This is a genomic window from Microbacterium sp. SL75, from assembly GCF_026625865.1.
Lineage (GTDB): Bacteria > Actinomycetota > Actinomycetes > Actinomycetales > Microbacteriaceae > Microbacterium.
This window is the reverse complement of sequence record NZ_CP113067.1, coordinates 2461190-2486098: the sequence shown is the minus strand read 5'-3', so window position 1 is coordinate 2486098 and position 24909 is coordinate 2461190. Positions and strand designations below refer to the sequence as shown.

Genomic DNA, 24909 nt, shown 5'->3' with positions numbered 1-24909 from the left:
CACTCCGCCGACGGTCGGTCGCACGTGGCGACCGTGTCGTCGGCGGAGTGCCGTGTCTCTTCGCGCGGGCGGAGAGGTCAGTGCCCGAGCGCGCGAGCGAGCTTGGACCCGGATGCCGCGTGGCGGCCCCCCGCAGCGAACACCGCCGCGTCGACCGCGGCGAAGAACGCCGCACGCGCGTCGTCGTCGGTCGGCGCGGCAGGACCGAGTTCGACCTCCCACTCGCGCCAGACGGACTCTACCCCGCGGCGCTCGTCGCGGGCGTGGACGCGGTCGTCGACGAACTCGGCGACCTCGTTCCCGACCGCGTCGAGCAAGGAGTAGGCGGTGCGATGGTTGCGCACCCGCGCGAGGGGGGTGAACGGAGGCGCGGCGACCGAGGCGACGGCATCCTGAATCGCTTCGGGCACCACCGGATCGGCGTCGGGGTCGATGTCCCCCTCGAGCGGCCACTGCCTCTCGGTGCGACCAGCGCCCTCGACGGGACCCTTGATGTGCCAGCCCTCGTCGGGCCCTCCGGTGCGGCGGCGGACAGCGATCCCCGCGCGAGCGAGGTCGGCGTCGGCCGTATCGAGGTAGCGTGCGTCCAGGTCACGCGGCTCGGGCTCTCCGACCCGTGTCACGCCCGGGAGGGCCGCCCAGTCGGGAAGAGGCGTCTCATCGTCGACGTCGTACTTCGACTCGATCTCGACGTTCGACGACCCGCTCGGGGCTGCGCTCAATCGTCGCGGCCGTCGGCGTCGGGGTTGATGTCCTCGGTCTCCTCCGAGAAGACGAAGACGGCCTCGGTCGGCCCGTCGGACTCGCCCTGGTTCGCCAGGCCGCCATCGCGGCGGTAGACGAGCTGGCCCTCGCTGTAGGGCATGATCAGCGTGTCGTCGGACTCGTTCTCGAGCGGGAGCACCTGCCCGTCGAGCGGGCCTCCGGTCAGTCGTGCAATAGCCATGACGCCAGCGTAGACCGCGGCACCGACACCGCCCGGTGCCTTGACAGCGCTCACCTACAATCGCTGGAGTGACCTCGACCGACCTCCCCGGCGACCGCCCCTTCGTGCTGCTCGCCACGCGCGCCGAAGACCGCCCGGCCGACGAGGAGTACGCGCTGTTCCTGCGATTCACGCGGCTGCCTCCCGAGCGGCTGCTGCGTGTGCGGCTCGAGCGGGACTCGATGCCCGCCTTCGACCTCGACGCGGTGTCGGGGATCCTCGTCGGCGGCAGTCCTTTCAACGCGTCCGACCCGCCCGAGCGCAAATCCGCCGTCCAACGGCGCGTCGAGGCCGAGATGGCCGCCCTGGTGGACGAGGTCGTCACCCGGGACGTCCCCTTCCTCGGCGCCTGCTACGGGGTCGGCACCCTAGGGACGCACCTGGGGGCACCCATCGACGGGACGTTCGCGGAGCCCATCAGCGTCGTCGACATCTCCCTCACCCCCGAGGGACGCGACGATCCTCTCGCAAAGGGACTGCCCGCGACCTTCCCCGCGTTCGTCGGGCACAAAGAGGCCATCAGCGCGCTCCCGCCCTCGGCGACCCTTCTCGCGTCGTCACCGACGTGCCCCGTGCAGATGTTCCGTGTGAAGCAGAACGTGTACGCGACGCAGTTCCACCCCGAGCTCGACCTCGACGGCATCGTCACGCGCATCCACGCCTACGCCTCGTACGGCTACTTCGCGGCGGACGAACTCGACCTGACCCTCGCCGCCGTCCGCCGCGCGCCCGTGACGGCTCCCTCACTCATGCTGCGGACCTTCGTCGAGCGCTACGCCCGCTGAACCCCTCTCGTCAGGAGCGGTCGCGGGGAGTCACCCGCACGACCTGGACGGGAGCGGTCACCGCGGGATGCGCGAGCCGGAGGTAGGGTTCGAGCCCCAGGTCGACCAGGTGCACGAGTCCGGACAGCTCCGGACCCCGTCCACGGACCAGGCCCGCCTTGAGGGCCCCGAAGGTGACCGTGACGTCGGCGGCGAGCACGGCGGCATCCGCCGTCCCGTCATCGGGATCGAGGCCGCTGGGGAGGTCGACCGCGACGACGAACGGTTGCTCCCGAAGGCCGCGGACGCCTTCGACGAGAGCGCGCGCTCCCCCGCGCGGGCGCCGGTCCGCCAGACGACCGATGCCGAGGATGCCGTCGAGCACGAGCGCGTACTCGGCCAGCTCACCGCGGACCTCCGACGCCGACCGCACGCGCGCTCCCGCGGCGACCGCGGCATCGAGCGCCGCCCGGTGCACGCGATCGCGCACGAGCACCAGATCGACGCGCTCGGCGACGGCGCCGAGCTCGGCCGCGGCGTACAGGGCGTCTCCCCCGTTGTCGCCCGCGCCCACGAGGACGAGAACTCTTCCGGGTCGCGCGACGAGCTGCTGCGCGACGATGTCGGCCAGGGCCGCGGCGGCCCAGCGCATGAGCGGCCGCCCCTCCGCCAGCAGAGGCTTCTCGGCGGCACGGACGGCGTCGGCGCTGTACGCGGCGACGCGTTCCCCCGAGGCCAGCAGCCCGCTCGCGGACTCACTCATCGGGGGACCCCGCGCGAGCCTCGGCGCGGTCCTCGCGAGCGGCCGCCGCAGGGTCGTTCGTCGCGAGGTTCTCGCGCTCCTTCGTCTCTGCGGCGCGGGCGGCGTCGAGCTCACCGGTCGCAGCGCGCACCGCCTTCTCGGCTCGGCGGACGCGGAACTGGATCATGGTCGACGCGCCGTACTTCGCGCGGACGCGGTCGTGGTCCTCTTCGGTGGCGACGGTGATGTACGCGCCCGCGATGAGGATGACCTGGCTGGAGAGGTTCAGCCACAGCAGCAGAGCGATGAGCGAGGCGAACGTCGCGAGCAGCGGGTTGTTGCCCGCTCCGCCGACGAACAACCCCGACAACTGCTGCAGGACGACGAGTCCCACGCCGCCGAGAAGGGCACCTCGTAGGAGCGTGGGGCGGCGCGTCTTCACGCCCGAGAGGGCGGCGAAGGCCACGGCCACGGCGGCCGTGTCGAGCAGCAGGACGACGAGCGTCGAGACCAGCCAGGTCAACACCGCGGAGATCCAGGAGTCGGCGGAGATGCCCAGCAGCTCCCGCACGAACGTCAGCCCGGCGGTGGCGAGGAAGGTCACGACGGCCGCGCCGACGAGAGCGACGCCGATGCCGATCGCGACGGCGAGGTTGCGCACGATGACGAGGATGGGGAGCGTGTCGTCGGTGGCGACGCCGGCGATCTGCCGAAGGGCCGAGCGCAGCGAGCCGATGGCGCCGATCGCTGCGCCGAGCAGACCGATGGTTCCGATCACCCCCGCGACGGTGAACTCCCGCGGGGCATCGAGCTTGCTCACGTCGAGCAGACCATCAGGTCCGACGAGACCCGGCACCACGTTGTTGACCGCTCGCTCGAGCGCCGAGAACGCATCGGGGTTCCCCGACAGCCAGATCGCCGCGAACGAGAACCCGATGAGCACCGCAGCGAACAGGCTGAACAGGGTGCGATAGGTCACGCTGTCGGCGAGCATGGGGCCGCGCGCCCCCGAATAGACGAGGAACGCGCGCACGAGACGGAGCCGCAGCGCCCACGCCGTGACACGACGTATGAGGTCAGCCATGCGCTCAGGGTATCGGCGCGGCGGGGCGTGCCCCACGGGCTTGACCGCGGAGGTGCGCAGCGACAGGTCAGCCCGACGGCATCCCCTCTCCCGGCCCGCCCACCAGACGCAGCCACGCGCCCGAGAGAAGCCAGGGGCCGTAGGCGATCTGCGTGCGTCGCTCACCCGCGAGCAGAACACCGGTGGCGGCGACGCCGCCGAGAACAACAGCGAAGAGCAGGCCGGATGCCACGGCCTCGGGCCCGTACCACCCCAGCGGCGCCCCGACGAAGGCGGCGAGCTTGACGTCTCCTCCGCCGAACGCACCGGGACGCGACAGGTGCAGCGCGAGAGCGACGGCGAACGCCGCCGCCGACCCCCCGACGACGCCGAGCGCACGCCCCGGTTCACCGGTGCGCAGGGCTTCGGCCGTCAGCAGCGCCGCGACCACGAGCAGCGCCGGAAGCACAACCGCATCGGGCAGCCGGTGGGTGCGGACGTCGACCACGGCGAGCGCGATGCCCGCCACGGCGAACACTCCGGCGGCCAGTGCGATCAGCATCGGCACGGCTCAGGCGTCGATCACGAAGAGGTCGACGCGCACGAACGACCCGGGGTCGATGGCTTCGGCGTCGCGCACCGCACGCTTGAGGGGCAGGACGTAGACGCCCCCGGCCTGCGGGAAGATCGAGGTACGGAAGGTCGTGGCGCCGATCGTGGCGTCGACCCGCACCCCGCCGAAACCGCGCCGATACGTCTGCGTCTCACGGATCTCCGCGCTGAGCTCGGGCGGCAGCGCGACGAAGTACCAGTCGCTGTCGCTGCGCGCCTCCCACCGGAAGACGTCGCCCTCGAACCGCACTCTCATCGCCGCTCCCCTCCGTCGTGCGAGGTGGTCACGATACCGGTGAGCGGCTGACGGCGGGCCGCGTCATCCCCTGGGGAGGAACGTCGACGCTCATCGTTGCGGTTCGCGCCTCGGCGAGCGTCCGACGGCGACATCCGCGCCGACGGCGACGATCGCCGCGCACACGTAGACGACGATGTCGCGTGCGTCGAACCCGGTGCCGAGCACGAGCGCGATGGGACGGAACCGTTCCGCCAGGTCGACGGGGATTCCCGTGGCCTGGAAGAGTTCCACGGCCACGCTCCATCCCCCGGCGATCAGGCCGACGACGAACGGGCGCAGGCGCGGGAGCACCATCACGAGCGCGGCGTAGACCGCGACCGTGTAGAGCGCGTCGCCGGCGATATCGGTCGCGGTGTTCGAGGGCAGCACGAGGTGGACGACGAGCCCGGCGGCGACCACCGCAGCCAGTGCGAACAGGGCTATCGTGCGGCGTCGAGTGGGCGGCATCCTGCCATCGTGACACCTTCCGCCGCGGCGTGAGACGCGCGTCAGCGGATGACCCCCGCGGCCCGCGCCGGGTCGGCGTACGCGCGAGCGAGCGAGTCGACGGTGTCGTGGGCGTTCAGCCCGCTGGGGTTGGGCAGCACCCAGGTGGGGACGTCCGCGATCGACTCCTCCTGTCGCCCCGCGGCCGCGCGGGGCCGCTGGAAGCCCTGGCGGTAGGCGGTGAGCCCGACGACCGCGACGGCCCGAGGCTGCCACCCGGCGACCCGCTCGACGAGCGACGCCGCACCCGCCCGGAGCTCCTCCCGTGACAGCTCATCGGCTCGCGCGGTCGCTCGCGCGACGAGGTTCGACACGCCGACTCCCGCGTCGAAGATCATGCGGCGGTCCTCGTCGCCGAGCGGCTCGGAGTAGGCGGGCAGACGCGGAAGGATCCCCGCCCTCACCAGCGCCGGCCAGAAGCGGTTGCCCGGGCGTGCGAACGGGGTCCCGGTCGCCGCGGTCCAGAGGCCCGGGTTGATGCCGACGAACAGCAATCGCACGCCCGGCTCGACGAGGTCGGGCCTCGTGGCATCCCGATAGGACTCGAGTTCGGCGCGCGTATACCCCATGAGACCACTATGACCACTACGCGGTGCGGGCCGGCGCGCTCTGCCAGGATCGGAGGAATGGATGCCGTTCCCGCCCTGACCGAGGTCCCTCCCGCGCAGTTCGTCATCGTCGGCGACAACGTGCGCCTCGCGACCTACTCGTGGGGCGACGTCGAGGCAGATCCCGTCCTGTGCGTCCACGGCTTCGGTTCGAGCACCCGCGACAACTGGGTCAACACCGGGTGGGTGCGCGACCTGCTCCGCGCCGGTTACCGCGTGATCGCGGTGGATCAGCGCGGTCACGGCGCCAGCGAGAAACCGCACGACGCCGCGTCGTACACCATGCCCACGCTCGTCAGCGACCTCGTCGCCGTGCTCGACACGTACCTCCTCGATCAGGTGCGCTACCTCGGCTACTCCCTCGGCGGGCGGGTCGGCTGGCAGCTCGCCGTCGACGCCCCCGAACACGTGGAGCGCGCGGTTCTGGGCGGCATCCCGGACGGTCGTCCTCTCGCGCGACTGCAGGTCGACCAGGCTCGGGCATTCCTCGACCACGGTGAACCCGTTCAGGATGCCACGACCCAGCGTTACGTCTCGCTCGCCGAACGCGTGCCGGGCAACGACCTGCGTGCGCTCGTCGCGATCGCAGAGGGGATGCGCCTGGGTGAGACCGATCCCGACCCCTCGTCGCCCCCACAGCAGCCCGTGCTCATCGCCACGGGAACGGAAGACCCCATCCACGACCAGTCGAAGCACCTGGCCGGGCTCCTCCCCCAGGGTGAGTTCGCCGACATCCCGGGCCGCCACCACGTGAATGCCCCCGGCGCTCGGACGTTCCGCGAAGCGGGCATGGAGTTCCTGGGGCGCTGAGCCGCGAGCCGCGGTGCGCGGAGTTGCCGCGGCGCCGTCCCGACGGCATCCCGCGTTCTCTCGCGGGGTGTCCCGCTCCCGCTCTTGCTCCCGCTCCCGCTCCCGCTCCCGCTCCCGCTCCCGCTCCCGCTCCCGCTCGTTGAGTGTCCAGAACACCCGGAGAGATTTCGAATTCGTCCGGGTGTTTTGGACACTCGACGTACCCGGGCTGAACGTGCGCGAGATGCATGGGCGGCGGTTGCCCTCCGTCGAGTGTCCAAGGCACGCCGCACGCGCGTCCCGGGACCCGGAGTGTCGTGGACACTCAACCGGAAAAGCGCCGTCTCAGCCGCAGTCGTAGACCGTAGAGGGGGCGGAGCTGTCGGTGGCGCAGTGCTGCGTCACCCAGGTGCGGATCTGCGACGACGCGGTGGTCGTGGCCGCGGCGGCCATCGACGTGCCCCCGCCGCGCTGGTCGCCGCCGATGACGTATCGCACCTGGCCCGAGTCGACCATGGCGGTGAAGGCCTGCAGGGTCGGCACATCGTCGGTGCCGTTGAAGCCGCCGATCGGCAGGAACGAGCCGCCGTCCGAGGCGATGATCAACTGCGCCGCCGACTGCGCCCCGAAGGTCGCGGCCAGATACGTGGATCCCGTACCGCGGGCCTGCAGCCACGAGACGAGAGCGTCGCTGTCCTCGCCGCCACCGGCGCCGAAGCCTGCGCCGCCGGTCGGCGCTCCGCCCGCTCCCCCGCGCGCGTGCCCCGAGGCCGAGCCGCCGGGCGCCGTCGCAGGGCCGGATCCCTGCCCAAACCCCTGGCCCGGCGTTCCTCCTCCCCCGTGTGCGGCGCCGAGTCCCTGGCTGCCGCGTCCGCCGGTCGGCATCCCGCCGGCGAAATCTCCGCCGCCGAAGCCCCGGCCACCGAAACCCGAGGTCTCCGATACCCCTCCCGCGACGGGATTGATCGAGTTGGGGTGGGCGACGGTGACCGCCGACCAGACGGCCGGGGTCAGCAGCAGCCCGATCATCAGCGCGACGGTGGTGACCGGACGCCTACGGTGGCGTGTCGACAGCAGCACGATTGCAATCACGGCGGCGATGGCCTGAGCGATCGAGACGGGCACGCTGTATCCGCCGGTCGAGATGCCGATGCCGAGAGCCGTCGCCCCCGCGGAGGCCACGATCGCGATCTGCGGCCACACCCTGCCCGCGCGATGAGCCACGGCGAGCGCGGTACCGATGGCGAGGGCGAGGGGTATCGCGAGCGATGCCGTGTAGAACTGGTGCATTCCCGCGACGGCGGAGAACATCGCGGCGAAGGTGGCGAGCCACACGGTCAGCAACACCGTGAGCGGTCGCGAGAAGCGCAGCACCCACAGGACGACGAGAGCGATGACGGCGGCCGGAACGAGCCACGCCACCTGCCCCGCGAGCTGGGCGTTGAACAGGCGCAGCACCCCGGGCTCTCCCGAGAACGGAGGGGTGAACGACTCGTACGCACCGCTGTCGGCGGTCGCCGAGAACCGGCCCAGGCCGTTGTAGCCGAACACCATCTCCCACGGGTTGTTCGTGAGTGTGCTGCCGATGTAGGGCCGGCTTCCCGCGGGGATGAGCGACACGATCGCGACCCACCACAGCGAGGCCGCGAGGCTCACCGCACCCGCGAGCGCGAGGTGACCGATGCGTCGAGACCACGGCTGCCGGGTACACAGGTATGCGGCGGCCAGTGCCGGCCAGACCGCCCAGGCCTCGAGCTCGTAGAACTGGAACGACAGGCCGATCAGGGCGCCCGCGGCAATGAGCCACCCGAAACTGCGCGCCTGAACGGCGCGCACCGCCGCCCAGGCCGTCAGCGACAGACCGAGCACGAAGAACGTCTCGGGCTGGTTCGAGCGCGCGACCGCGACCAGGATGGGCGTCACGGCAACCACCGCGCCGGCGATGAGCCCGGCGCGCTCCCCTGCCACGCGTCGTGCGGCGAAGGCGGCGACGAGTGCCGCGGCGACCGCCGCGAACGCGTTCGGCAGGATCACCGCCCACGCCGAGTACCCGAAGGCGCGCACGAAGAGCGCCGGGATCCAGAACGACCCGGGGATCTTGTCGAGCGTCACGGTGCCGGCGGGGTCGACGGCTCCGAAGAAGAAGTTCGACCACGAGCGACTCATCGACAGCGCGATGGAGGCGTAGTACTCGCTCGGAGCCCCCGCCCATACCTGCCACCCTGTGAGGGCGAGCGCGACGAGTCCGACGGCGGCGAGGCCGACGGTCCAGCGTCGAGGTCGACGCAGACCCGACGTCAGCGGAAGCGTCGGGGTGGGAACGAGAGGAGATGCAGCGGCCACCGGCGCATCGTAGGCAACGCTTCCCCCATCGCAGCCCTGGGTACCCTATGCGCCAGCGATGGATGCGAGGTCGTCCCCCTCGCAGGAGGACCTCAGGATGCCGTGACGATGAGCTTCGGAGCGGACGGTGCCCGCGTGGCTGCCGCCTGCAGGCCCACCCGCACGCTCTGACCGGGAGCGAGCGCAGCCGCCCAGGCGCTTCCGGTGCACGTGACACGGCCCGCGGCCACGGAGCAGCTCATGCCCCACGCGTTCGACACCGCGGTGGTGCCGGGGGCGTCGAAGGATACGGACCACTTCTTCACCGGCCCGGTGGCGGTCACCGTGAGCTCGGCGACGTATCCCTCGCCCCAGGTGCTCTGCGGAACCCAGGTAGCGGTGATGCCAGCCGCCGCGCTCGCACCCGGCTTCGGCGTGGGTGCAGGGGTGGGCGACGCGGTGGGCGACGGGCTGGGAGCCGCCGGTTTGGGAGACGCCGTCGGCTTCGGTGACACCGTGGGAGACGCCGTCGGCTTCGGCGTGGCCGTCGGCGCGGGGTTCGGCTGCGGCGCCGGCGAGGCGACCGGTGTCAGGATCGGCGCGAGAGCGGCGAGTTTGGCCTTCTGCGGGGTTCGCCAGTCGTCGCCGACGAGCCCACCGGTGTCGCCGCTGTTCGGGTTGAACGACCAGTAGGCGTAGCTGATCTTGGTCTTCGCGAGGTACCCCACGAGCGCGTCGAGCCAGGCGCGGTCGCTCGCCGTCTCGAGCTTCGTGCCGAACTCTCCGAGCAGCACGGGAGCGATGTTCCCCCGCACGAGGTAACCCCAGTTGGCATCCCACACCGCTTCGAGATTGGCGGGATAACCGGATGCCGAGAACCAGGTCTGCGCGTAGACGCTCGCCGGGTAGTCGTGCGGCGAGTAGACCACGCGGTTCTTCACCTCGAGAGCGACCGGTGCGGCGCCCGCGTCTTTCAGGCCGCCGCCCCACCACGTGCTCGATCCGTCGTTCTGGCGTTCGACGCCCTCGACGATGATGAGCAGGTTCGGGTTCACCGCCAGCACCGCATTGCCGGCGCGGGTGGCCGCCGCGCGCCAGTCGCGCGCGGGGTCGCCGCAGTTCCAGCAGGCCGACCCGTGAGGTTCGTTGTGCAGATCGACGCCGATGACGGCGGACTCGTTCTTGTAGCGAGCGGCAAGCATCTTCCAGTCGTCGATCCACCGCTGTTCGCTGTACTGCGCGGTGTACCAGAGCTCGCTCTGGGCCGCGGAATCAGGACGGTGCCGATCGAGGATCACCGAGAGACCGTGCGCCTTGGCCCGCGCGATCACGGTGTCCATGAGCTGCAGGGGGGTGAGCGAGACCAGTCCCGGGTTGGCGTTCGCATTGATCGAGTTCGACGTCTTGGCGGCGAGGCACTCGTTCGAGAAGGGGAGGCGGATGGCGTTGAACCCCATCCCCGCGATTGCGGCGAGGCCGTCGTCGAGGGGAATCGACCACAGCCCGTGCGGGGCGCAGTTCGAGGTCTCCATGCCGAACCACGCGGCCGCCTTGATGGTGAACGGTGCACCGGATGCCGTGACGATCGTCGACCCGTTGGTCGAGAGCCAGCCGGGCAGCGCCGTCGCGGCAGACGCGGGAGAGGCGATCGCCCCCGCGGCGACGAGGGTTGCGCCCGCGACGATAGCCGCAGCGCGCCGCAGCGCACGACGCGTGAACGAGCGGTTCTTGCGCCAAACGGACATGGGCACCTCCGCGATCATCGTAGGGGGCGCGAGCGCTGCGGCGGAGCGGATTCGGCGATCTTCTCGGCGCGGCGACGCCGCCCGCCGCGGTCGTCTCGGAAGGCGGTCCTCGGTGCGTGCCCCAAGACGATCGCAAGCGCGGTTCTCGCCGGTCGTGTCACCCACAGCGGCGGCATAGCCGATTGATACCCGCTCCCGTTCTCACCGAGGGAATCTGTGCGTCGTGACCTCTCCCGTCCCTCTCGCGCGCTGGTGGCGCGAACCCCGGTGGGCACGGATCGCGCTGACGCTGATCGTCGCGGGTTTCGTCGTGCTGACCTGCTGGAACCTCTCGCGCGGCGGTGACTTCTCCTTCTACGAGGCTTCGGCCCGGTCGATGTCGCAGTCGTGGCACGCGCTCTTCTTCGGGGCCTTCGATCCGGATGCCACGGTCACCCTCGACAAGCTCAGCGGCTTCGCCGTGCCCCAGGCGCTCAGCATCCGTCTCTTCGGGATGTCGATCTCGGCCATCGCCCTCCCCCAGGTGATCGAGGGTGTCGTCACCGTCGTCGCGTGCGCGGTGCTGGCCCTCCGCTGGGGAGGACGCGGCGCCGGGCTGCTCGTCGCCGCCGCGGCGGCCTCGACCCCGATCTTCGTGTCGATGTTCGCCCACCCGATGGAGGACGGGCTGCTCACCATGGCCCTCGCCGTGGCCCTGGTGTGGTGGCAGCGCGCGGTGCTCACCGCGAGATGGTGGCCGCTGGTGCTCTGTGCGGTGTTCATCGGCGTGGGCTTCCAGGCGAAGATGATGGCCGCGTGGTTCGTCCTTCCCGCCCTCGTCGCGGGCACCCACATCGCGACCCCGGGATGGCGTCGTGGCCTCGTTCGCGCCGGAGCCGTCACGGGCGCCGCGCTCGCGGCATCCGTCGCCTGGATCACCGTGGTCGCCCTCGTTCCCGCCGACGCGCGCCCCTATATCGACGGGTCGACGACGAACGACGTCTTCGCGATGGTCTTCGGATACAACGGCCTCGACCGCTTCGTGCCCGGAGCGGTCCCGGGCTCGGTGGGCGCCTCGAGCTCCACGGGCGGGCTCGGCGCGACCCTCGCCGCCCTCGGCCATGCGCTCACGACGCCCGCCCCCTCCGGCTCGGGAGGCTCCCCGACCCTCACGAAACTGCTGGAGCTGCCGCTCGTGAGCCAGATCGGCTGGCTGTACCCGGCGGCGCTCGCCGGTATCGCCCTGGGCCTCTGGCGGTATCTGCCCCGACGCGGCCGCCCACGCACGCCGCTGAGCACGGCCCGCCTGCCGCTCGTCGTCGTCGCCGCGGTGTGGTTCGCGACTGCCGCGGCCGTCCTCTCCTTCACCCACGTGCCGCACACGGCGTACGTCGCTGCCCTCGGCGTCCCGATGGTTCTGCTCGTCGCCGTCGCCTGGGTCGAGGGGGTACGGCTGCTTCGTGCGCCCCTCAGACGGTGGCGGCTCGCGCTGCCGGCCGTCGTCGTGGTGCAGGCCGCCTGGTGGGTCGCGCTCATCGGCCAGGCGCGTCTGCCCGCGGTGCTGCTGGTCCCCGCGATCGCGATCGGAGCGCTCGGGCTCGCGGTGGGCGTGACCGCCGCCCTGGCATCACCCGGTTCGCTCCCCCGTCTCGGCCGTGCCGCCCCGGCCGCTTTGGCCGTCGCCCTGATCTGCCTGCCCGTGGCGACCAGCCTCCAAGTGCTCGACGACGCGCGCGACGGCAGCGGAGGCGACGCCTACGTCGGCGTCACCGCGCGCGGCGGCCACCCCGACGAGACGTTCACGGTCTCGTCCCCTTCGATCTGGGGCGGAACCCCGCAGATGAGCCCCGCGGTCGCGCAGATCGCCGAGGCTGCCCGTCAACACGGCGGCGGCGAGAACGGCACCCCGCTCTTCGTGACCGACTCGTGGGCCCTGTCGTCGCAGGTGATCGACGCCACCGGCTCGAGCGTGCTCACCGACGGCGGCTACAGCGGACACGTGCCCGTGTTCACGACGGACGACCTCGAGCAGATGGTCCAGACGGGTCACGCGCGGGTGTTCGTCGTGGCATCCGGTGCTCCCGAGGGCGACCCGGTGAGACGCGTGGCGACCGGCCCCGGCTGCCACGAGGTGAAGGAATGGGACTTCAGCCAATCGAAGGAGGGCGGCGAGATCAACAAGGTCACCGGCGCCACTCTCTATCAGTGCACGGGTGGGTGACCGGCTGCGGCCCTGCCGCCTCGCGTGCACGTCGCCGGAACAGGCGGACGAACGGCGCGGTCTCGCCCCGACAGGTCGCGCCACGGCGCTCACTGCGCCGCCGGTAGACTTCAGCCAGTGAGCAGCACCCGAACCGAAGCCGCGTACCTGCGCTCGGTGACGGCGTTCAAGAACCCGACCCTCGACCTGCTGCACGGACGCTTCGCGCCGTTCGTCGTCGCGGTGCTGTCGATCGTCTTCACCCCCGACCGCCCCGCCGTCGCGGTCGCCGACGCCCACGTCGAGGTCGCGGAGGCGATCGAGGAGCTGCGGGCCGCGGGCATCGACACCGACGACGACCGGCGGATCCCCGCGGGTTCCGCTCGAGAGATCTGCCGCGGATGGGTGCGCGTGGGGTGGCTCGGTCTGCAGATTGAAGACGACGTCGAGGTGTACCGGCTCTCGGCGCACGCGGTCGGCGCCCTCGAGATCGCCGGTCGCGCCGGCGGCGGGCGCGCGCGCGTCTCGCGCTCTCGCGTGCGGACCCTGCTCGATGCCGTCGACCGGCTCGCGCGCGACGCCGAGAGCGACCCCGCCCGTCGCCGCGAGGCGCTGCTCGAAGAGAGAGCGGCCCTGGACGCCGAGATCGCCGCCCTCGACGAGGGGATCGTCGAACCTCTCGACGACGATCACCTGCTCGAAGAGGCCGAGAACGTCATCCACCTCGCGCGAGAACTCCCCGCCGACTTCTCGCGCGTGGCCGAGTCGATCGCCGCGATGCAGCGCGACGTGGTCGCCGAGCTGCGTCGCGACGTGCGCCCCACCGGCGAGGTGCTGCGCGAATACCTCGAGCGCGGGCGCCAGGTGATGCAGGCCACCCCCGAGGGCCGCGCGTTCCAGGGCGCGCTGCGTCTGATCGGCGACCCCGAGAACATCGACGACCTCACCGACCAGCTGCACGCGGTGCTCGCCCAGCCCTTCTCGCGCCTCATGACGCCCGAGCAGCGCGGCGAGCTCGACGCGATCGCGCGCCGCGTCGAGGCCGGCGTGCAGGAGGTGCTCACCGCCCAGCGGCGGGCCTCGCACGTCATCACCGCGCAGGTGCGCACCCACGACCCCATCCGCGACCGCCAGGTCGACGATCTGCTGCGCGCGGTCATGGCGGGCCTGCACCGCTGGAGCCAGACCCGCTCCCCCGGCCGCGTCGAGCCCGTGCGGACGCTCCCCCTCGCCGACATCGGGCACCTGCGCCGGTCTCTCAGCGACGTGCGTCCTCCCGGGGCGCCGGAGCCCCTGGCATCCGGAGACGAGGACGTCGAATTCGTCGACGCCGACACGCGCGCGTGGGGCGGGCCGCACTACCCCGAGCTCGAGGCCTACGTCGCCACCCTCGGCGAGGGCTTCGACCTCGCGACCGCGTTCGCCGCAGCCGGGGCCGACACCCGGCGCCCGGTCGACCTCGTGGGCCTGCTCGAGATCGTCCACCGCGGAGGACTGATCGAGACCGACGACGTCTCGATCGTCGAGGCCGTCCGCCCCGACGGCACGACCCGTCGCTTCGCCTTCGGGGCGGTCACCGCCTCCCGCACGACAGAAACGGATGCCGATGACTGACATCGACCCGTCCGCCCCCGACACGGACACCCCCGCGTTCATCTCGCCCGTCGCGATGGAGAACGATCCCGACGCGCTGTTCGCCGGGGACCGCGGCATCCTGGACGCCGACGTGCGGCGCGTGCTGGTGCGCATCCTGCAGCGGCGCTTCCTCGTCGCCGAGAACTCCCCCGCCGAGTGGAAGCTGCTGCTCGAGCACCAGCAGATGATCGAGTCCCGCCTGAACGATCTGTTCGTGCGGCTCGTCGTCGACCACGCGCGCGGGGTCGCCTACAAGGAACAGGTGCGCAGCGACGACGTCGACGTGCCGATCCTGCTCAAGGACGAGGCGTACTCTCGCGCCGAGACGCTCGTGCTCGTCTATCTGCGGACCGTGTTCCAGCGCGAGACGACCGCCGGCACCGCCTCGGCCCGCGTCGACGTCGAAGAGGTCGAGCAGACCGTGCTCACCTACTTCAGCGAAACGGACGGCACGCGCGCGAGCCAGCAGCGGGCCGTCCGCACCGCCATCGCCCGTCTCGATCGCGAGGGCATCATCGAGGAGGAGTCCGAGGGGCGCTACCGCATCGGCCCGCTCATCGAGATCGTGCTCAGCGCCGAGGTCCTCCGCGAGCTCCAGCGCTGGCTGGAAGAGCAGATCCCGGATGCCGGCACCCCGGCGGCGGTCCTCGACGAGGCGGACGCCGACACCGAGGTCGTGGCATCCGGAGAATTCGAGGAGGAGAGCGCATGACGATGCTCGAGACGCTGTTCGGGCTGATCCCCGCGGCATCGCGTGGGCAGCAGTGGGTCGCCGAAGACCTCCAGCTCATCAACTGGGGTGGCTACGACGGCACGCACCGTGTGCGCTTCGCGCCGACCGCGACGCTGCTGTGCGGCGGGTCGGGCTCGGGCAAGTCGACGCTCATGGACGCCTACGTGGCGCTCATGATGCCGCACACCACCCCCTTCAACGGCGCGTCGAACGGCGCGGTCGTGGGGCGCCCGCGCGGGCAGGAGCAACGCAACATCCTCTCGTACGGCCGCGGCAAGCTCGACGAGTCGCGCACCGACGAGGGCACCAAGGTGCGGGTGCTGCGCGGCGACGGCGTCGACACGTGGACCGCGATCGCCATGACGTGGGCCGATCACGACGGCGCCCGGTTCACCGCGGTGCGCGCCTGGTACATCCCGGCGGCAGCGCGCACGCTCGACGACGCCGTCAAGGTGCGCGCAACCGTGCACGGCGCGTTCGACCTGCGCCAGCTCGACCGGGCGGCGCAGAGCCACCTCTCCGACTCCGCGGTCCGGGCCACGGGCCTCGACACCCTCGCGACCGACCGCGAGTTCTCGGCGCGGCTGCACGCGGTGCTCGGCATCGGGGCGGCGGGCGCGGGAACGAAAGCCATGAGCCTTCTCGCGCGCATCCAGGCCGGGCAGCAGATCACCACCGTCGACGACCTGTACAAGCGCATGGTGCTCGAGGAGCCCGAGACGCTCGTCGTCGCCGACGCCGTCGTCACGCACTTCGACGGACTCGAGTCGACGCGTACGCGCATGCTCGAAGCCCGCCAGCAGGTGCGTGCGCTGCAGCCCATCCGCGGGATGAAGACGCGCATCGACGACGCCGCCGAGCGCTTGCGCCTGATCGACGCGCTCGGCCGTCTGGGCGACCCCGACTCGCGCGCCTCGCTCTGGCGCGCCCAGCGCCGGGTCGACCTGCTCGAAGCGGTCGAGGCCGAGCTGCGCGAGCGCACCCACGCCACCGACGCGCTCGTGCGCGAACGCCAGTCCCTCGCCGACGCCGCCGAAGCGGAGCGCGAGGGACTCGGCGACGTGCTGCGCGCAGCCGGCGGTGACCGGCTCGACGCCGCCCAACGCGAGCTCCGGAACCTCGAGCGGCGCCTCGCCGGCATGCAGCGCGACCGCGAGCGATTCGAGGCGGCGCTGGCGGTGCTGTCGGTCGAGGTCGCCACCGAGAAGCAGTTCGCCGCCCTCGTCGCCGAGGCGCGTCGCACCCTCGCCGACGCGGATGCCAAGAGCGCGGTGCGCAACGCCTTCGTCGCCGCCAGCAGCCGGCACACCGATCTGCGCCAGCAGCTCGCCGCCCTCGAGACCGAGCACCGGCGCACGCAGACCCGCGACGACAACATCCCACAGCGTCTCCACGAAGCCCGCGAAGCTCTCGCCGAGGCCGCGGGACTCACCGCCGCCGAGCTGCCCTTCGTCGCCGAGCTCGTCGACGTGCGCACCGAGTTCGAGCCGTGGCGCGGGGCGTTCACCCTCGCCCTGGGCGGATTCGCGACGACACTGCTCGTCGACGCCGCGCATCTGGCATCCTTCCGCTCCGCGATCGACGGCGTGCGCCTCGCCGAGCGACTGCGCTTCGAGGGCGTTCCCACCGACCTGCCCGAGCGCGGCGGGCTCGACCCCGCGACCCTTCCCGGGCGCCTCGAGTTCCGCCGCTCCCCCTTCACCGGGTGGCTGCAGGACCGACTCGAGCAGCAGTTCGCCTTCGTGTGCGTCGATTCCGTATCGGAGCTGTCGCAGCACCGCATGGCCCTGACCATCTCGGGACAGACGAGCCAGGGCGCACGCGGCGCTCACGGCGGGTCGGCGCGTCAGAGCATCCTGGGATTCTCGTCGCGCGTGCGCCTCACCGAGCTCGGCGAACAGATCGTCACCGTGCGCCGCGACCTCGCCACCGCCAAGACCGCGGTCGATGAGGCCGCCGCCGCCCTCGACGCCTTCGACAACCGGCGCGGTGCCCTCGAGAAGATCGCCGATCTGTCGTGGGACCAGGTGGACGTGGCATCCGTTCAACGCGAACTCGACCGCTGGAACGAGACCGTGGTCGACATCACCGCGGGCAACCCCCGCATCGCCGAGCTGCAGGAGCAGATCTCGGGCGCGAAGGCCCGCGTGGCGCGCCTGCGCGAGGAGATCGGCGGAGCCAAGACCGAGCAGCAGGCGCTGGCCGCGCGCTGGGCCGAGATCACCGACGACGTGGATGCCGCGCAGATCCTGCTCGAACGGGCCGAAGACCTCGAGATGACGCTCACCCCCGATGAGGTCGCCTACCTGGACGGGCTGTTCGTGGCGCCCTCCGGCGACGACCTCTCGCCGTCGCAGCGACTCGCACGCTTCGACGCGGCCCTCGAGTCCGCGTCGAAGCGCCTGCTCGAGGAACAGCGGAGCGCGCAAGAGACGTGGAGCGACCAACGCGAGAGCCTCCGCCGCACGATGACCGCGTTCACCGACCGGTGGCCGAGCCCCAACCTGCTCGCCGACCCCGACGACTCGCTCGGCGACTTCGAGCGGATCCTCGCCGACCTCGAGGCCAGCGGCCTGCACGAGCTCGAAGCGGAGTGGCGCGACTCGCTGCTACGCCTGTCGGGCAACGACCTCACCAGCCTCGACTCCGCTCTCACCCGGGCCCTGCGCGAGATCCGCGAACGCATCGCGCCGATCAACGACATCATGCAGGATCTGCCGTTCTATGACGACGAGCACCGGCTGCAGATCGTGCCGCGCGAGAGCCAGTCCGAGGTGCGCAAGCGCTTCCGCCGGGAGCTCCGCGACGTGCGGGCCGCGATCGACGCCGCCTCATCCGATGAGGAGCGCGAAGCCGTGTACGGGCGGATGGCGCGGCTCATCGGCCGCATCCGGCCGACCGCACCCGACTTCGCCGACCTCGTCGACGTGCGTAACCACGTGCGGGTCAGCGCCGAGCGCTTCCGCGCCGACACCGGCGAGCACGTCGCCCTCTACGACCACATCGGCGAGAAGTCGGGAGGCGAGTCGCAGGAGCTCATCGCCTTCATCGTCGGCGCCGCTCTGCGGTATCAGCTCGGGGATGCCGGTGCCGAACGGCCGCGGTATGCCCCGGTGTTCCTCGACGAGGCGCTCATCAAGGCCGACGCCCACTTCACCAAGCGCGCGATCGGCGCGTGGCGCGGCCTCGGCTTCCAGCTCGTCATCGGGGCCCCGAACGACAAGTACAGCGCGATCGAACCGCACGTCGACGTCGAGTACGACATCCTCAAGGACACGCGCGGGCGCTCGTGGGCGAAGGCGAAGGTGGGGCTGGCGGCGGAGTGAGCGCCGCGCCTCGCGCTGGTGGCGGTGCGGGGGCTTGCGAGGTCCGCACTCGCGGCATCGCGGGATTCCTGCGCGCCGTCGGTCAGCGCTCGAGAGCGCGAAGAGAGTCGTCCACTCGGCGAAGGATCATGGGACCCTTCTCGCTCAACTGCGAACGAGCCGCAGGGTCGTCGCGGAAGTACCGGACCACAGTGGCGACCTGATTGGGGTCTGAGCCGAGCGCGAGCATCGGCGCCTCGACGCGCGGGCCCGCGCCCGTCGCGATGAGGTGAAGCTTGGCGACCGGCCCCGAACCGACCCCGACCTCAGCGAGCTCATCCCACGACCAGTTCACTCGACCGCGGCCCCGGATGCCTGTGAGACCTTCCTGCGCCAGACGCAGACCGGCGGGCTCGCGCAGACGCAGAGCACTCACGACGATTACGCCGACGCCGAAGAGGCCCAGGGCATAGGGCGCGCGAGTCAGGAGGAACGACGGCATGGTGGCCAGGTTCCCGGCATCCACCACGATCTGGGCGATCGCGGGAAGAAGGAGCAGGGCTCCCAGCACGAAGGGCACCGCGGTCGCCGCCGGAGCCGGACGGAACCAGATCCCGGATGCTGAGGCGTCGACGCGCAGCAGACGTTCCTGAATCGTTCCGAAGAGCACGTTCAGACATATCGCGGCCCCGAGGATGGTCACGGTGAGAGCGCCCATGACGAGGCGGAGCCCGAGTCGGTCGTCGGCGGCGACCATCAGAACGGGGAGGACGGCGAACAGGGCGATGACGACGACGAGCCACGACGGGCGTCGACCATTCGGGAACACGGGGACGCGGGGCGCGGTGGACGGGAGTCTCGGCGACGACGTATTGATGGCCACTGTCAGTTCGCTCCTACGTATGGCCGTGACCGGGGAGACGGGGGCACGTACCCCTCCAGCCGCGGCGGGCTACCGGTGAAGAAGTCGTCGATGCTCTCGCGCGACTCGAGGGGGACGGCGGCCTCCCAGAGCCACCTGGCCCCGGCACCGACGGCCAGACCACCGAGCACGGTGCCGCCGATGACCCAGCCGACCGGGTTGCTGCCCAACGCAGCCGCCGCGGCACCGCCGACCGCAGCGCCTCCAGCGCCTCCGGCCACGCCCCCGGCGATCTCTGCAACGCCCGAGCTGAGGGACCCACCGTCGGCGACGTCCGCGGCGAGGGAGACGACGTCGATGACGTTACCCGCGACGGGGAGAACACGCGTCACCCGCGAAACTCGACCTATCTGCTCTGCCAGCTCTTCTACCCCTGCGCGCATCCCGTTCGGATCCGCTGCCTCAGCCGCCGCACGGAGAGCAGGGTTACCGGAGCGCAGCTGATCGCGGAACGTCTCGGCCGCCGACTGCAGAGCGTCGTGATCCTTACGCCAGGTGCTCAGGGTCTGATCGTAAAAACTCTCGTATCCGTCGAGCACCGACGTCGCGAGCGACTCGTTCCCCTTTGCGGCAAGGGCGGAAACCGTGCCCGCGAGCTTCTGAAGTGTGTCCACCCGGGCGACAAGAGGGGCCATGTGCTCAGCGACCCACTCGTCCAGTTCTCCGATCATCGTGCCGATCTGAGTACCGAGGTCGTTGTAGCTCGCAACCAGCGAGATGTATCTGTCGTATGCCTCGAGATCGGCGGAGGGCGCACCGGGACCGGGGCAGTAAGAGAGCGAGGTCGTCGGAGGGAGAACGTTGGTACCGATGACCTCGAGCCCCACGGAGTCCGCTTGAGAGCGCAGCGTCGCCACATCATCCTGGGCTCGCTCCAATCGCGCGGCGTACGCGCGGAAAACCTCTACCGCATCCCCGAGATAACCCAGCACCTCGTCCGCGCGACTGCGGATGTCGCCGACCGCGGACCTCCACGCATGACCCGCTTCGCCCGTCCAGTAAGAGTTCGAGTCGCTCCAGAGGGAGGTGAGTTCGAGGTCGGCACCCGTGTACGCCTCCTTGACGCGATCGAGCCAGTCGGCAGTCGCGCGCACACTCGCCGGGTCGCCGGGAATTCTCGCATCGATCGGCATCAGTCTTGGAGCCCCTCCTCGAGTTGCGAGATCTCGCTCTGGATCTGCTCTTCGGTCGCTCGTACGTCGTCGAGGACGCTGTCGGTCACGGCACCCACGAGGCGCACCGCGCCGGCGTACTCGTTCGCCGCTTCCGCGGCAGCACCAGCGATGAAACCGATGAGCGCGGAGGCGGCCCCGCCGTCCGCGGCACCGGGAAGGGAAGCCAACGCATCATCGACACGATCCACCTCGTCGACGACGAGACCCATCCGGCGCGTCATGTTCTCTCGGTCGACATAGATGGGGTCACTCATCCGAGCCGCCCTCCCCGACGAGAATGTGGTGGCACATCGATGTCGAAGGCGACGACATCGAAGGGCTGGACCTGCCGGATCCGATCGAGCTGCGACGTCATCAACAGCATCCAGGGCTGTTCATGACCACATGCGTCGGCAAGCCTGTCGAGTGCGGTGTAGGCGAGCAGTCCACGCCGACCATCGGCGAGCTTCTGAACGACCGCGAGCTGGCCCTGACCGTCGGGATCATCCACGAGGGGAAGGTACAGGGCCGGCGGAACGAGGATCTCTTTGCGCATCGTGTCTTTCAGACTTCCGCCCAGTGACATCCTCGCCCCCCACGTCGAGTTCGTCCGACGAGACTAGTAGGACCCTCGTGTCCGCGTCCAGCCGGTCAAGGGCGAGGCGGGGCGACACCATCGCCCACCGACCGCGCGCTCGCTTCCCTTCGGTGCACGCCGCCCTGTCCCGATGCCTCGCACTCGCCGCCGCGTCGCCGTCCCCTCACGCGGTACTACAACGCCGGCACCGCGGGAGCGGGTATCGCCGGCACGGCCCTCGCCATCAGGGGCTGGGCCGCCGCCACGATCGTCGCGACGGACGCGACGGCGAGCGGGGCACTGCTCTCGCGATCGCCGCGACGGTGGACGGCGGCGACGGTCAGCTCGGCCAGTCGTCGTCGTCCCACTGCGGGCTCCTCCGACACCCGCACCGCGACCTCCCGCACGAGTGAAACCGTGCTGGACGGCGATCCGGCCGCGCGCGGCGACCCGGGACGCAGCGCCGAGAGCACGGCATCCAGAAGCTCCGCCAGCCCCTCGTCGTGACAGCGCGCATCTTCGGCGCCGATCCACGCGAGCAGCTCGCCAATGGTCCAATCGAGGGTCAGTGGACTGAGAACGAACGGTTCGGCTGATTCACGACGAGTCATTGGTCCAGAATCGGGGGCTATGACCCTCGTCGACAGAGCCACTTCCGCCCTGGTGGACCACCGGACGGCTGTCGTCTCGGCCGAAGCCCTCGCCGCGCGCCTCGGACGCTGGGCGACGACCGACGCGACTCTGTCCGCCAGTCTCGCCGACGGCATCGCCCGCCTCGTCCGTGAGGGAGAACTGCGCGGCGGAGACCGCCTCCCCTCGGAACGCACCCTCGCCGCGACCGTCGCCGTCTCGCGCGGCACGGTCGTCAGCGCGTACGCGCGGCTGTACGAGGACGGCATCCTGGACCGCCGGCAAGGCAGCGGGACGCGGATCGCGGGGGCGGCGCCCACCGCCGCGCGCTCACGGGCCGGGCGCGGCGAGGCCCTCTACGCATCGCTGTCGTCGAACATCGATCTGCTGCGCGCGGTACCGGCGATCGCGCCGCGCGCCGTCGAGATCGTGCACCGTCACCGACCGGTGCTCGACGCCACCACCGCCGAGGCCGACCCCGCGGGCCTGCCCGCCCTGCGCGCACTGATCGCCCAGACCGTGACCGACGACGGAACGCCCACCACGCCCGCGCAGATCCTCGTCACGCACGGCGGCCAGCAGGCGCTCAGCCTCCTCGTGGAAGAGCTCGTCTCCCCCGGCGACACCGTGCTCACCGAGAACGTCAGCTGGCCCGGACTCACGGACGCGGTGCGCCGCCGCGGCGGCCTGGTGCACGGCATCCGCCTGACCGCCGACGGGATCGACGTCGCAGAGCTCGAGGCCGCCATCGTCGTGCGCCGCCCCGTGCTCATCGCCTTGAACCCGCACAATCACAATCCGACCGGCATCCAGACCCACCCGCTCGTCCGACAGCGGATCGCCGACCTCGCGGCCGAGCACGGCATCACCGTGGTGGAGGATCGCGTGCTCGCGCACCTGTCATTCGACGGCGTCACTCCCCCCTCGCTCGCGGCCCTGCGGCCGGACGCGCCGATCATCGCCGTCGAGTCGCTGTCGAAGTGGGCCTGGGAGGGTCTGCGGGTGGGGTGGGTGCGCGCCGATCCAGTACTCGTGAGGCGCTTACGGGGCCTCCGCCAGACGACGGATCTGTCGACGAGCGTGCCCGCCCAACTGCTCGCGCTCGATCTGCTCGCCGAGGCGCCCGCACTGCGACGGGATGCCGTCGTGACGCACCGCGAGGCCGCCCTGCGCGCCGGCGCCCTCCTGACGTCGCACCTGCCCGACTGGGAATGGCGACCGCCCCGCGGAGGCCTCTGCATCTGGGCCCGGATGCCGGTGGGCTCGGCCGCGGCGTTCGCGCGGCACGCTGCGGCTTTCGGCGTCTCGGTCGCCGGGTCGGCCGCGTTCTCGTCCGACATCGACACCGACGATCGGATTCGTGTGCCGATCACCTCGCCCCTGCTCGATGAGGGACTGCGGCGACTCGCCGACGCGTGGGAGGGATATCGAGATCGCGACTGAAGACGACGCGCGCACGGGGACGTCGGCCCTCCCACCCCGCGGCTGACGCCGCTCGGGAATTCTCCGCACGCTCTCTACGCTGTGTCCAGGGGCACGACGAAGGGCGGCAGGCATGCAGGGACTCGAGATCACGGTTCTGCTGGGCCTCGCGATGCTCGTGGGCACGGTCCTTGCACCGCGACTGCGCGTGGCCACACCGCTCGTGCTGCTCGTCATCGGCCTCGCCCTGGGCTTCATCCCGGAGCTCCGTCAGATCGAGCTCCCGCCCGAGACCGTGCTGCTGCTCTTCCTGCCCGTCATGCTGTTCCGCGAGGCGTGGACGACCTCTCTGAGGTCGGTGCGCCGGTCGCTGCGCTACATCATCCCCATGAGCACGCTTCTCGTCGTGGCATCCGCTTTCGCCGTCGCCGGGGTCGCGACGTGGATGGGGGTGCCGTGGGAAGCAGCCCTCGTGCTCGGTGCCGCAGTCGCTCCGCCCGACGCCACGGCCGTCGCAGCGCTCGGACGACTGTTGCCCGCCAAGACCTTCATGAAGCTCAAGGCCGAGAGCCTCACCAACGACGGCACCGCGCTCGTTCTCTACGCGATCGCCGTCGCCCTGCTGCTCGGTGACCAGATCACGCCGCTGCAGATCACCGGCATGGTGCTGCTGTCGTACCTCGGTGGCGCGGCGGCCGGTGTCGCGGTGGCGGCCGCCGCCTTCTTCGCCCTGCGCCGCATGCAGTCGACGCTCACGATCAACCTCACGATGGTGCTCGTCCCGTTCGTGTCGTTCCTCATCGCCGAACTCGTCGAGGCCTCGGGAGTGCTCGCCGTGGTGTTCGCCGGCCTCATCATGGCGTGGGTGTCGCCGCGCATCACCACCGCGATGTCGCGACGAGCGGCGGATGCCACGTGGCCCTTCGGCGTCTACCTGCTCAACGGTGCGCTCTTCGTGCTGATCGGGCTCGAGGTGCAACTCGTGCTGCACGAGATCTCGGGGTCGGAGATCGGTCTGCTGCTCCTGGTCACCGTTGCGGCGTGGGTCGCTCTCTTCGTCGTGCGGTACCTGTTCCAGTGGCTCTTCTCGCCGTTCTCGCGACCCGCCGCCGGATCATCGCGGTCGCTGAGGCATCGATCTCGCGTGGTGAGTACGGTGGCGGGATTCCGCGGCGCCGTATCGCTAGCGATCGCGTTGTCGGTGCCGGTTACCACGGCCGAGGGCGCACCCGTGGCCGGTCGCGACGCCATCGTGTTCGTCACGGCGGGCGTGATCGTGCTCACCCTGCTCGTCCAGGGTCCCCTGCTGCCCGCCGTGATCCGGTGGGCGAAGCTTCCGAACGACGACGCCGCGATCGAGGAGTACGAGCTCGCCGAGCGCGCGATCTCGGGTGCCGCCCTCGCCGCCCTCGACGACCTGGCGACCGAGCACGGCATCAGCGATCGCGTGCGCGACCGTGCGCGACGGGAAGGCTACGAGCGTCTCGAGCTGGCGAACGCCCGCGCGATCGCGCGTCAACGCGCGATCGAAGAGCGCGACCTCGCCGAGCTCGACGCGTCACTCGGCGATGAGCCCTCCTCCACGGGACCGGTGCCGCCCGACGTGCCCGAAGCCGAGCGTCGCCGCGCGGGCGCCGACAGCACGGCGGACAGCCCCGACGAGGCAGCGGCCTTCACCGGGCCCCTGCAGATGATCGCCGTGAGCGACGACATCGACGTCACCCAGCGCTCTCCCCTGCTTCGCCACAAGGAGGCGCAGCGACTGCGGCTGGCGGTGCTGGACCGCAAGCGCGAGGTGCTGCTGCGACTGCGCCGCGAGGGCACCATCGACGACCTCGTCGCGCGGAAGATCCTCGCGGGCCTCGACCTCGAGGAGATCCGCACGCGGGGGCTCGAGAAGGCGAGCGAGTAGGGGGATCGGCGGGATGTCCCGCGTCG

Annotated in this window: 23 protein-coding genes; 8 read left to right on the top strand and 15 right to left on the bottom strand. The window is 71.2% G+C overall.

All coding sequences use genetic code 11. The features are described 5' to 3' along the window. Window positions 1–77: 77 nt before the first annotated feature. Together OVA17_RS11655 and OVA17_RS11650 are read right to left on the bottom strand one after the other, a co-directional pair. The gene (locus tag OVA17_RS11655; protein ID WP_267786714.1) at window positions 78–722 is read right to left on the bottom strand and encodes a CYTH domain-containing protein; all 645 of its coding nucleotides are present in this window, start codon (window positions 720–722) and stop codon (window positions 78–80) included. Continuing rightward, entirely contained in the window at window positions 719–946 is a 228-nt protein-coding gene (locus tag OVA17_RS11650) for a response regulator (RefSeq protein WP_267786713.1), read from the bottom strand. Before OVA17_RS11650 ends, OVA17_RS11655 begins: the two co-directional genes overlap by 4 nt. A 68-nt stretch (window positions 947–1014) precedes the next feature. Between OVA17_RS11650 and OVA17_RS11645 the strand changes: the two genes are divergently transcribed. Then, complete coding sequence (locus tag OVA17_RS11645; protein ID WP_267786711.1) at window positions 1015–1770, top strand: glutamine amidotransferase; 756 nt, start codon at window positions 1015–1017, stop codon at window positions 1768–1770. 10 nt (window positions 1771–1780) lie between these two features. Here the strand turns inward: OVA17_RS11645 and OVA17_RS11640 are convergent, their stop codons facing one another. The 6 genes from OVA17_RS11640 to mug form a co-directional block, all read right to left on the bottom strand. After that, entirely contained in the window at window positions 1781–2512 is a 732-nt protein-coding gene (locus tag OVA17_RS11640; RefSeq protein ID WP_267786710.1) for an NAD(P)H-hydrate epimerase, read from the bottom strand. After that, window positions 2505–3575, bottom strand: coding sequence for a YihY/virulence factor BrkB family protein (locus OVA17_RS11635; protein WP_267786709.1), 1071 nt, complete (start codon window positions 3573–3575; stop codon window positions 2505–2507). Before OVA17_RS11635 ends, OVA17_RS11640 begins: the two co-directional genes overlap by 8 nt. Window positions 3576–3642: 67 nt before the next feature. Then, complete coding sequence (locus OVA17_RS11630) at window positions 3643–4116, bottom strand: prepilin peptidase (RefSeq protein WP_267789388.1); 474 nt, start codon at window positions 4114–4116, stop codon at window positions 3643–3645. A gap of 9 nt (window positions 4117–4125) precedes the next feature. Then, window positions 4126–4422, bottom strand: a complete 297-nt coding sequence (locus tag OVA17_RS11625; RefSeq protein WP_210076389.1) for a DUF1905 domain-containing protein — start codon at window positions 4420–4422, stop codon at window positions 4126–4128. 90 nt (window positions 4423–4512) lie between these two features. Then, the gene (locus OVA17_RS11620) at window positions 4513–4911 is read right to left on the bottom strand and encodes a DUF2809 domain-containing protein (RefSeq protein ID WP_267786708.1); all 399 of its coding nucleotides are present in this window, start codon (window positions 4909–4911) and stop codon (window positions 4513–4515) included. A gap of 41 nt (window positions 4912–4952) precedes the next feature. Next, window positions 4953–5519, bottom strand: a complete 567-nt coding sequence (gene mug / locus OVA17_RS11615; protein ID WP_267786706.1) for a G/U mismatch-specific DNA glycosylase — start codon at window positions 5517–5519, stop codon at window positions 4953–4955. A gap of 57 nt (window positions 5520–5576) precedes the next feature. Between mug and OVA17_RS11610 the strand changes: the two genes are divergently transcribed. Next, window positions 5577–6368, top strand: coding sequence for an alpha/beta fold hydrolase (locus tag OVA17_RS11610; protein WP_267786705.1), 792 nt, complete (start codon window positions 5577–5579; stop codon window positions 6366–6368). 324 nt (window positions 6369–6692) lie between these two features. Here OVA17_RS11610 and OVA17_RS11605 read toward each other — a convergent pair whose 3' ends face one another. Beyond that, window positions 6693–8690 carry an ArnT family glycosyltransferase gene (locus OVA17_RS11605; protein ID WP_267786704.1) on the bottom strand — a complete coding sequence of 666 codons (1998 nt, stop codon included), beginning with the start codon at window positions 8688–8690 and terminating at the stop codon, window positions 6693–6695. Between the two features lie 92 nt (window positions 8691–8782). Continuing rightward, window positions 8783–10414: a cellulase family glycosylhydrolase gene (locus tag OVA17_RS11600; RefSeq protein ID WP_267789387.1), complete on the bottom strand. Its 1632-nt coding sequence runs from the start codon at window positions 10412–10414 to the stop codon at window positions 8783–8785. A gap of 223 nt (window positions 10415–10637) precedes the next feature. On the opposite strand from OVA17_RS11600, the gene OVA17_RS11595 reads away from it, so the two are divergent. The 4 genes from OVA17_RS11595 (at window position 10638) to OVA17_RS11580 (ending at window position 18287) form a co-directional block, all read left to right on the top strand. After that, window positions 10638–12614: a glycosyltransferase family 39 protein gene (locus OVA17_RS11595; protein ID WP_267786703.1), complete on the top strand. Its 1977-nt coding sequence runs from the start codon at window positions 10638–10640 to the stop codon at window positions 12612–12614. 117 nt (window positions 12615–12731) lie between these two features. Then, entirely contained in the window at window positions 12732–14207 is a 1476-nt protein-coding gene (locus OVA17_RS11590) for a DUF3375 domain-containing protein (RefSeq protein WP_267786702.1), read from the top strand. Next, window positions 14194–14940 (top strand): DUF4194 domain-containing protein, encoded by a 747-nt coding sequence (locus OVA17_RS11585; protein ID WP_420712418.1) that lies wholly within the window; start codon window positions 14194–14196, stop codon window positions 14938–14940. The genes OVA17_RS11590 and OVA17_RS11585 overlap by 14 nt, the downstream gene beginning before the upstream one ends. Then, window positions 14937–18287, top strand: a complete 3351-nt coding sequence (locus OVA17_RS11580) for an ATP-binding protein (protein WP_267786699.1) — start codon at window positions 14937–14939, stop codon at window positions 18285–18287. Before OVA17_RS11585 ends, OVA17_RS11580 begins: the two co-directional genes overlap by 4 nt. Window positions 18288–18369: 82 nt before the next feature. On the opposite strand, the gene OVA17_RS11575 is transcribed toward OVA17_RS11580, so the two are convergent. From OVA17_RS11575 to OVA17_RS11555, 5 genes are all read right to left on the bottom strand, one after another. Then, window positions 18370–19149, bottom strand: a complete 780-nt coding sequence (locus OVA17_RS11575) for a hypothetical protein (protein WP_267786698.1) — start codon at window positions 19147–19149, stop codon at window positions 18370–18372. A gap of 2 nt (window positions 19150–19151) precedes the next feature. Continuing rightward, complete coding sequence (locus tag OVA17_RS11570; protein WP_267786697.1) at window positions 19152–20282, bottom strand: hypothetical protein; 1131 nt, start codon at window positions 20280–20282, stop codon at window positions 19152–19154. Between the two features lie 38 nt (window positions 20283–20320). Continuing rightward, window positions 20321–20617 carry a hypothetical protein gene (locus tag OVA17_RS11565; RefSeq protein WP_094733593.1) on the bottom strand — a complete coding sequence of 99 codons (297 nt, stop codon included), beginning with the start codon at window positions 20615–20617 and terminating at the stop codon, window positions 20321–20323. After that, window positions 20614–20898, bottom strand: a complete 285-nt coding sequence (locus tag OVA17_RS16390) for an SAV_915 family protein (RefSeq protein ID WP_094733755.1) — start codon at window positions 20896–20898, stop codon at window positions 20614–20616. Before OVA17_RS16390 ends, OVA17_RS11565 begins: the two co-directional genes overlap by 4 nt. A 215-nt stretch (window positions 20899–21113) precedes the next feature. Beyond that, window positions 21114–21530, bottom strand: a complete 417-nt coding sequence (locus OVA17_RS11555; RefSeq protein WP_267786695.1) for a hypothetical protein — start codon at window positions 21528–21530, stop codon at window positions 21114–21116. A 19-nt stretch (window positions 21531–21549) separates the two neighbouring features. Between OVA17_RS11555 and OVA17_RS11550 the strand changes: the two genes are divergently transcribed. Next, window positions 21550–22992, top strand: coding sequence for a PLP-dependent aminotransferase family protein (locus OVA17_RS11550; protein WP_267786694.1), 1443 nt, complete (start codon window positions 21550–21552; stop codon window positions 22990–22992). Between the two features lie 112 nt (window positions 22993–23104). Further along, window positions 23105–24883, top strand: a complete 1779-nt coding sequence (locus OVA17_RS11545; RefSeq protein WP_267786693.1) for a Na+/H+ antiporter — start codon at window positions 23105–23107, stop codon at window positions 24881–24883. The last annotated feature ends 26 nt before the right edge of the window (window positions 24884–24909 follow it).

Excerpts from the sequence above, each read along its gene's own strand:
- OVA17_RS11555 (WP_267786695.1), bottom strand. The coding sequence starts at position 21,530 with ATGACTCGTCGTGAATCAGCCGAACCGTTCGTTCTCAGTCCACTGACC.
- OVA17_RS11580 (WP_267786699.1), top strand. The coding sequence starts at position 14,937 with ATGACGATGCTCGAGACGCTGTTCGGGCTGATCCCCGCGGCATCGCGT.
- OVA17_RS11630 (WP_267789388.1), bottom strand. The coding sequence starts at position 4,116 with ATGCTGATCGCACTGGCCGCCGGAGTGTTCGCCGTGGCGGGCATCGCG.
- mug (WP_267786706.1), bottom strand. The coding sequence starts at position 5,519 with ATGGGGTATACGCGCGCCGAACTCGAGTCCTATCGGGATGCCACGAGG.
- OVA17_RS11585 (WP_420712418.1), top strand. The coding sequence starts at position 14,194 with ATGCCGATGACTGACATCGACCCGTCCGCCCCCGACACGGACACCCCC.
- OVA17_RS11640 (WP_267786710.1), bottom strand. The coding sequence starts at position 2,512 with ATGAGTGAGTCCGCGAGCGGGCTGCTGGCCTCGGGGGAACGCGTCGCC.
- OVA17_RS11545 (WP_267786693.1), top strand. The coding sequence starts at position 23,105 with ATGCAGGGACTCGAGATCACGGTTCTGCTGGGCCTCGCGATGCTCGTG.
- OVA17_RS11620 (WP_267786708.1), bottom strand. The coding sequence starts at position 4,911 with ATGCCGCCCACTCGACGCCGCACGATAGCCCTGTTCGCACTGGCTGCG.
- OVA17_RS11565 (WP_094733593.1), bottom strand. The coding sequence starts at position 20,617 with ATGAGTGACCCCATCTATGTCGACCGAGAGAACATGACGCGCCGGATG.
- OVA17_RS11600 (WP_267789387.1), bottom strand. The coding sequence starts at position 10,414 with ATGTCCGTTTGGCGCAAGAACCGCTCGTTCACGCGTCGTGCGCTGCGG.
- OVA17_RS11610 (WP_267786705.1), top strand. The coding sequence starts at position 5,577 with ATGGATGCCGTTCCCGCCCTGACCGAGGTCCCTCCCGCGCAGTTCGTC.
- OVA17_RS11650 (WP_267786713.1), bottom strand. The coding sequence starts at position 946 with ATGGCTATTGCACGACTGACCGGAGGCCCGCTCGACGGGCAGGTGCTC.
- OVA17_RS11635 (WP_267786709.1), bottom strand. The coding sequence starts at position 3,575 with ATGGCTGACCTCATACGTCGTGTCACGGCGTGGGCGCTGCGGCTCCGT.
- OVA17_RS11625 (WP_210076389.1), bottom strand. The coding sequence starts at position 4,422 with ATGAGAGTGCGGTTCGAGGGCGACGTCTTCCGGTGGGAGGCGCGCAGC.
- OVA17_RS16390 (WP_094733755.1), bottom strand. The coding sequence starts at position 20,898 with ATGCGCAAAGAGATCCTCGTTCCGCCGGCCCTGTACCTTCCCCTCGTG.
- OVA17_RS11550 (WP_267786694.1), top strand. The coding sequence starts at position 21,550 with ATGACCCTCGTCGACAGAGCCACTTCCGCCCTGGTGGACCACCGGACG.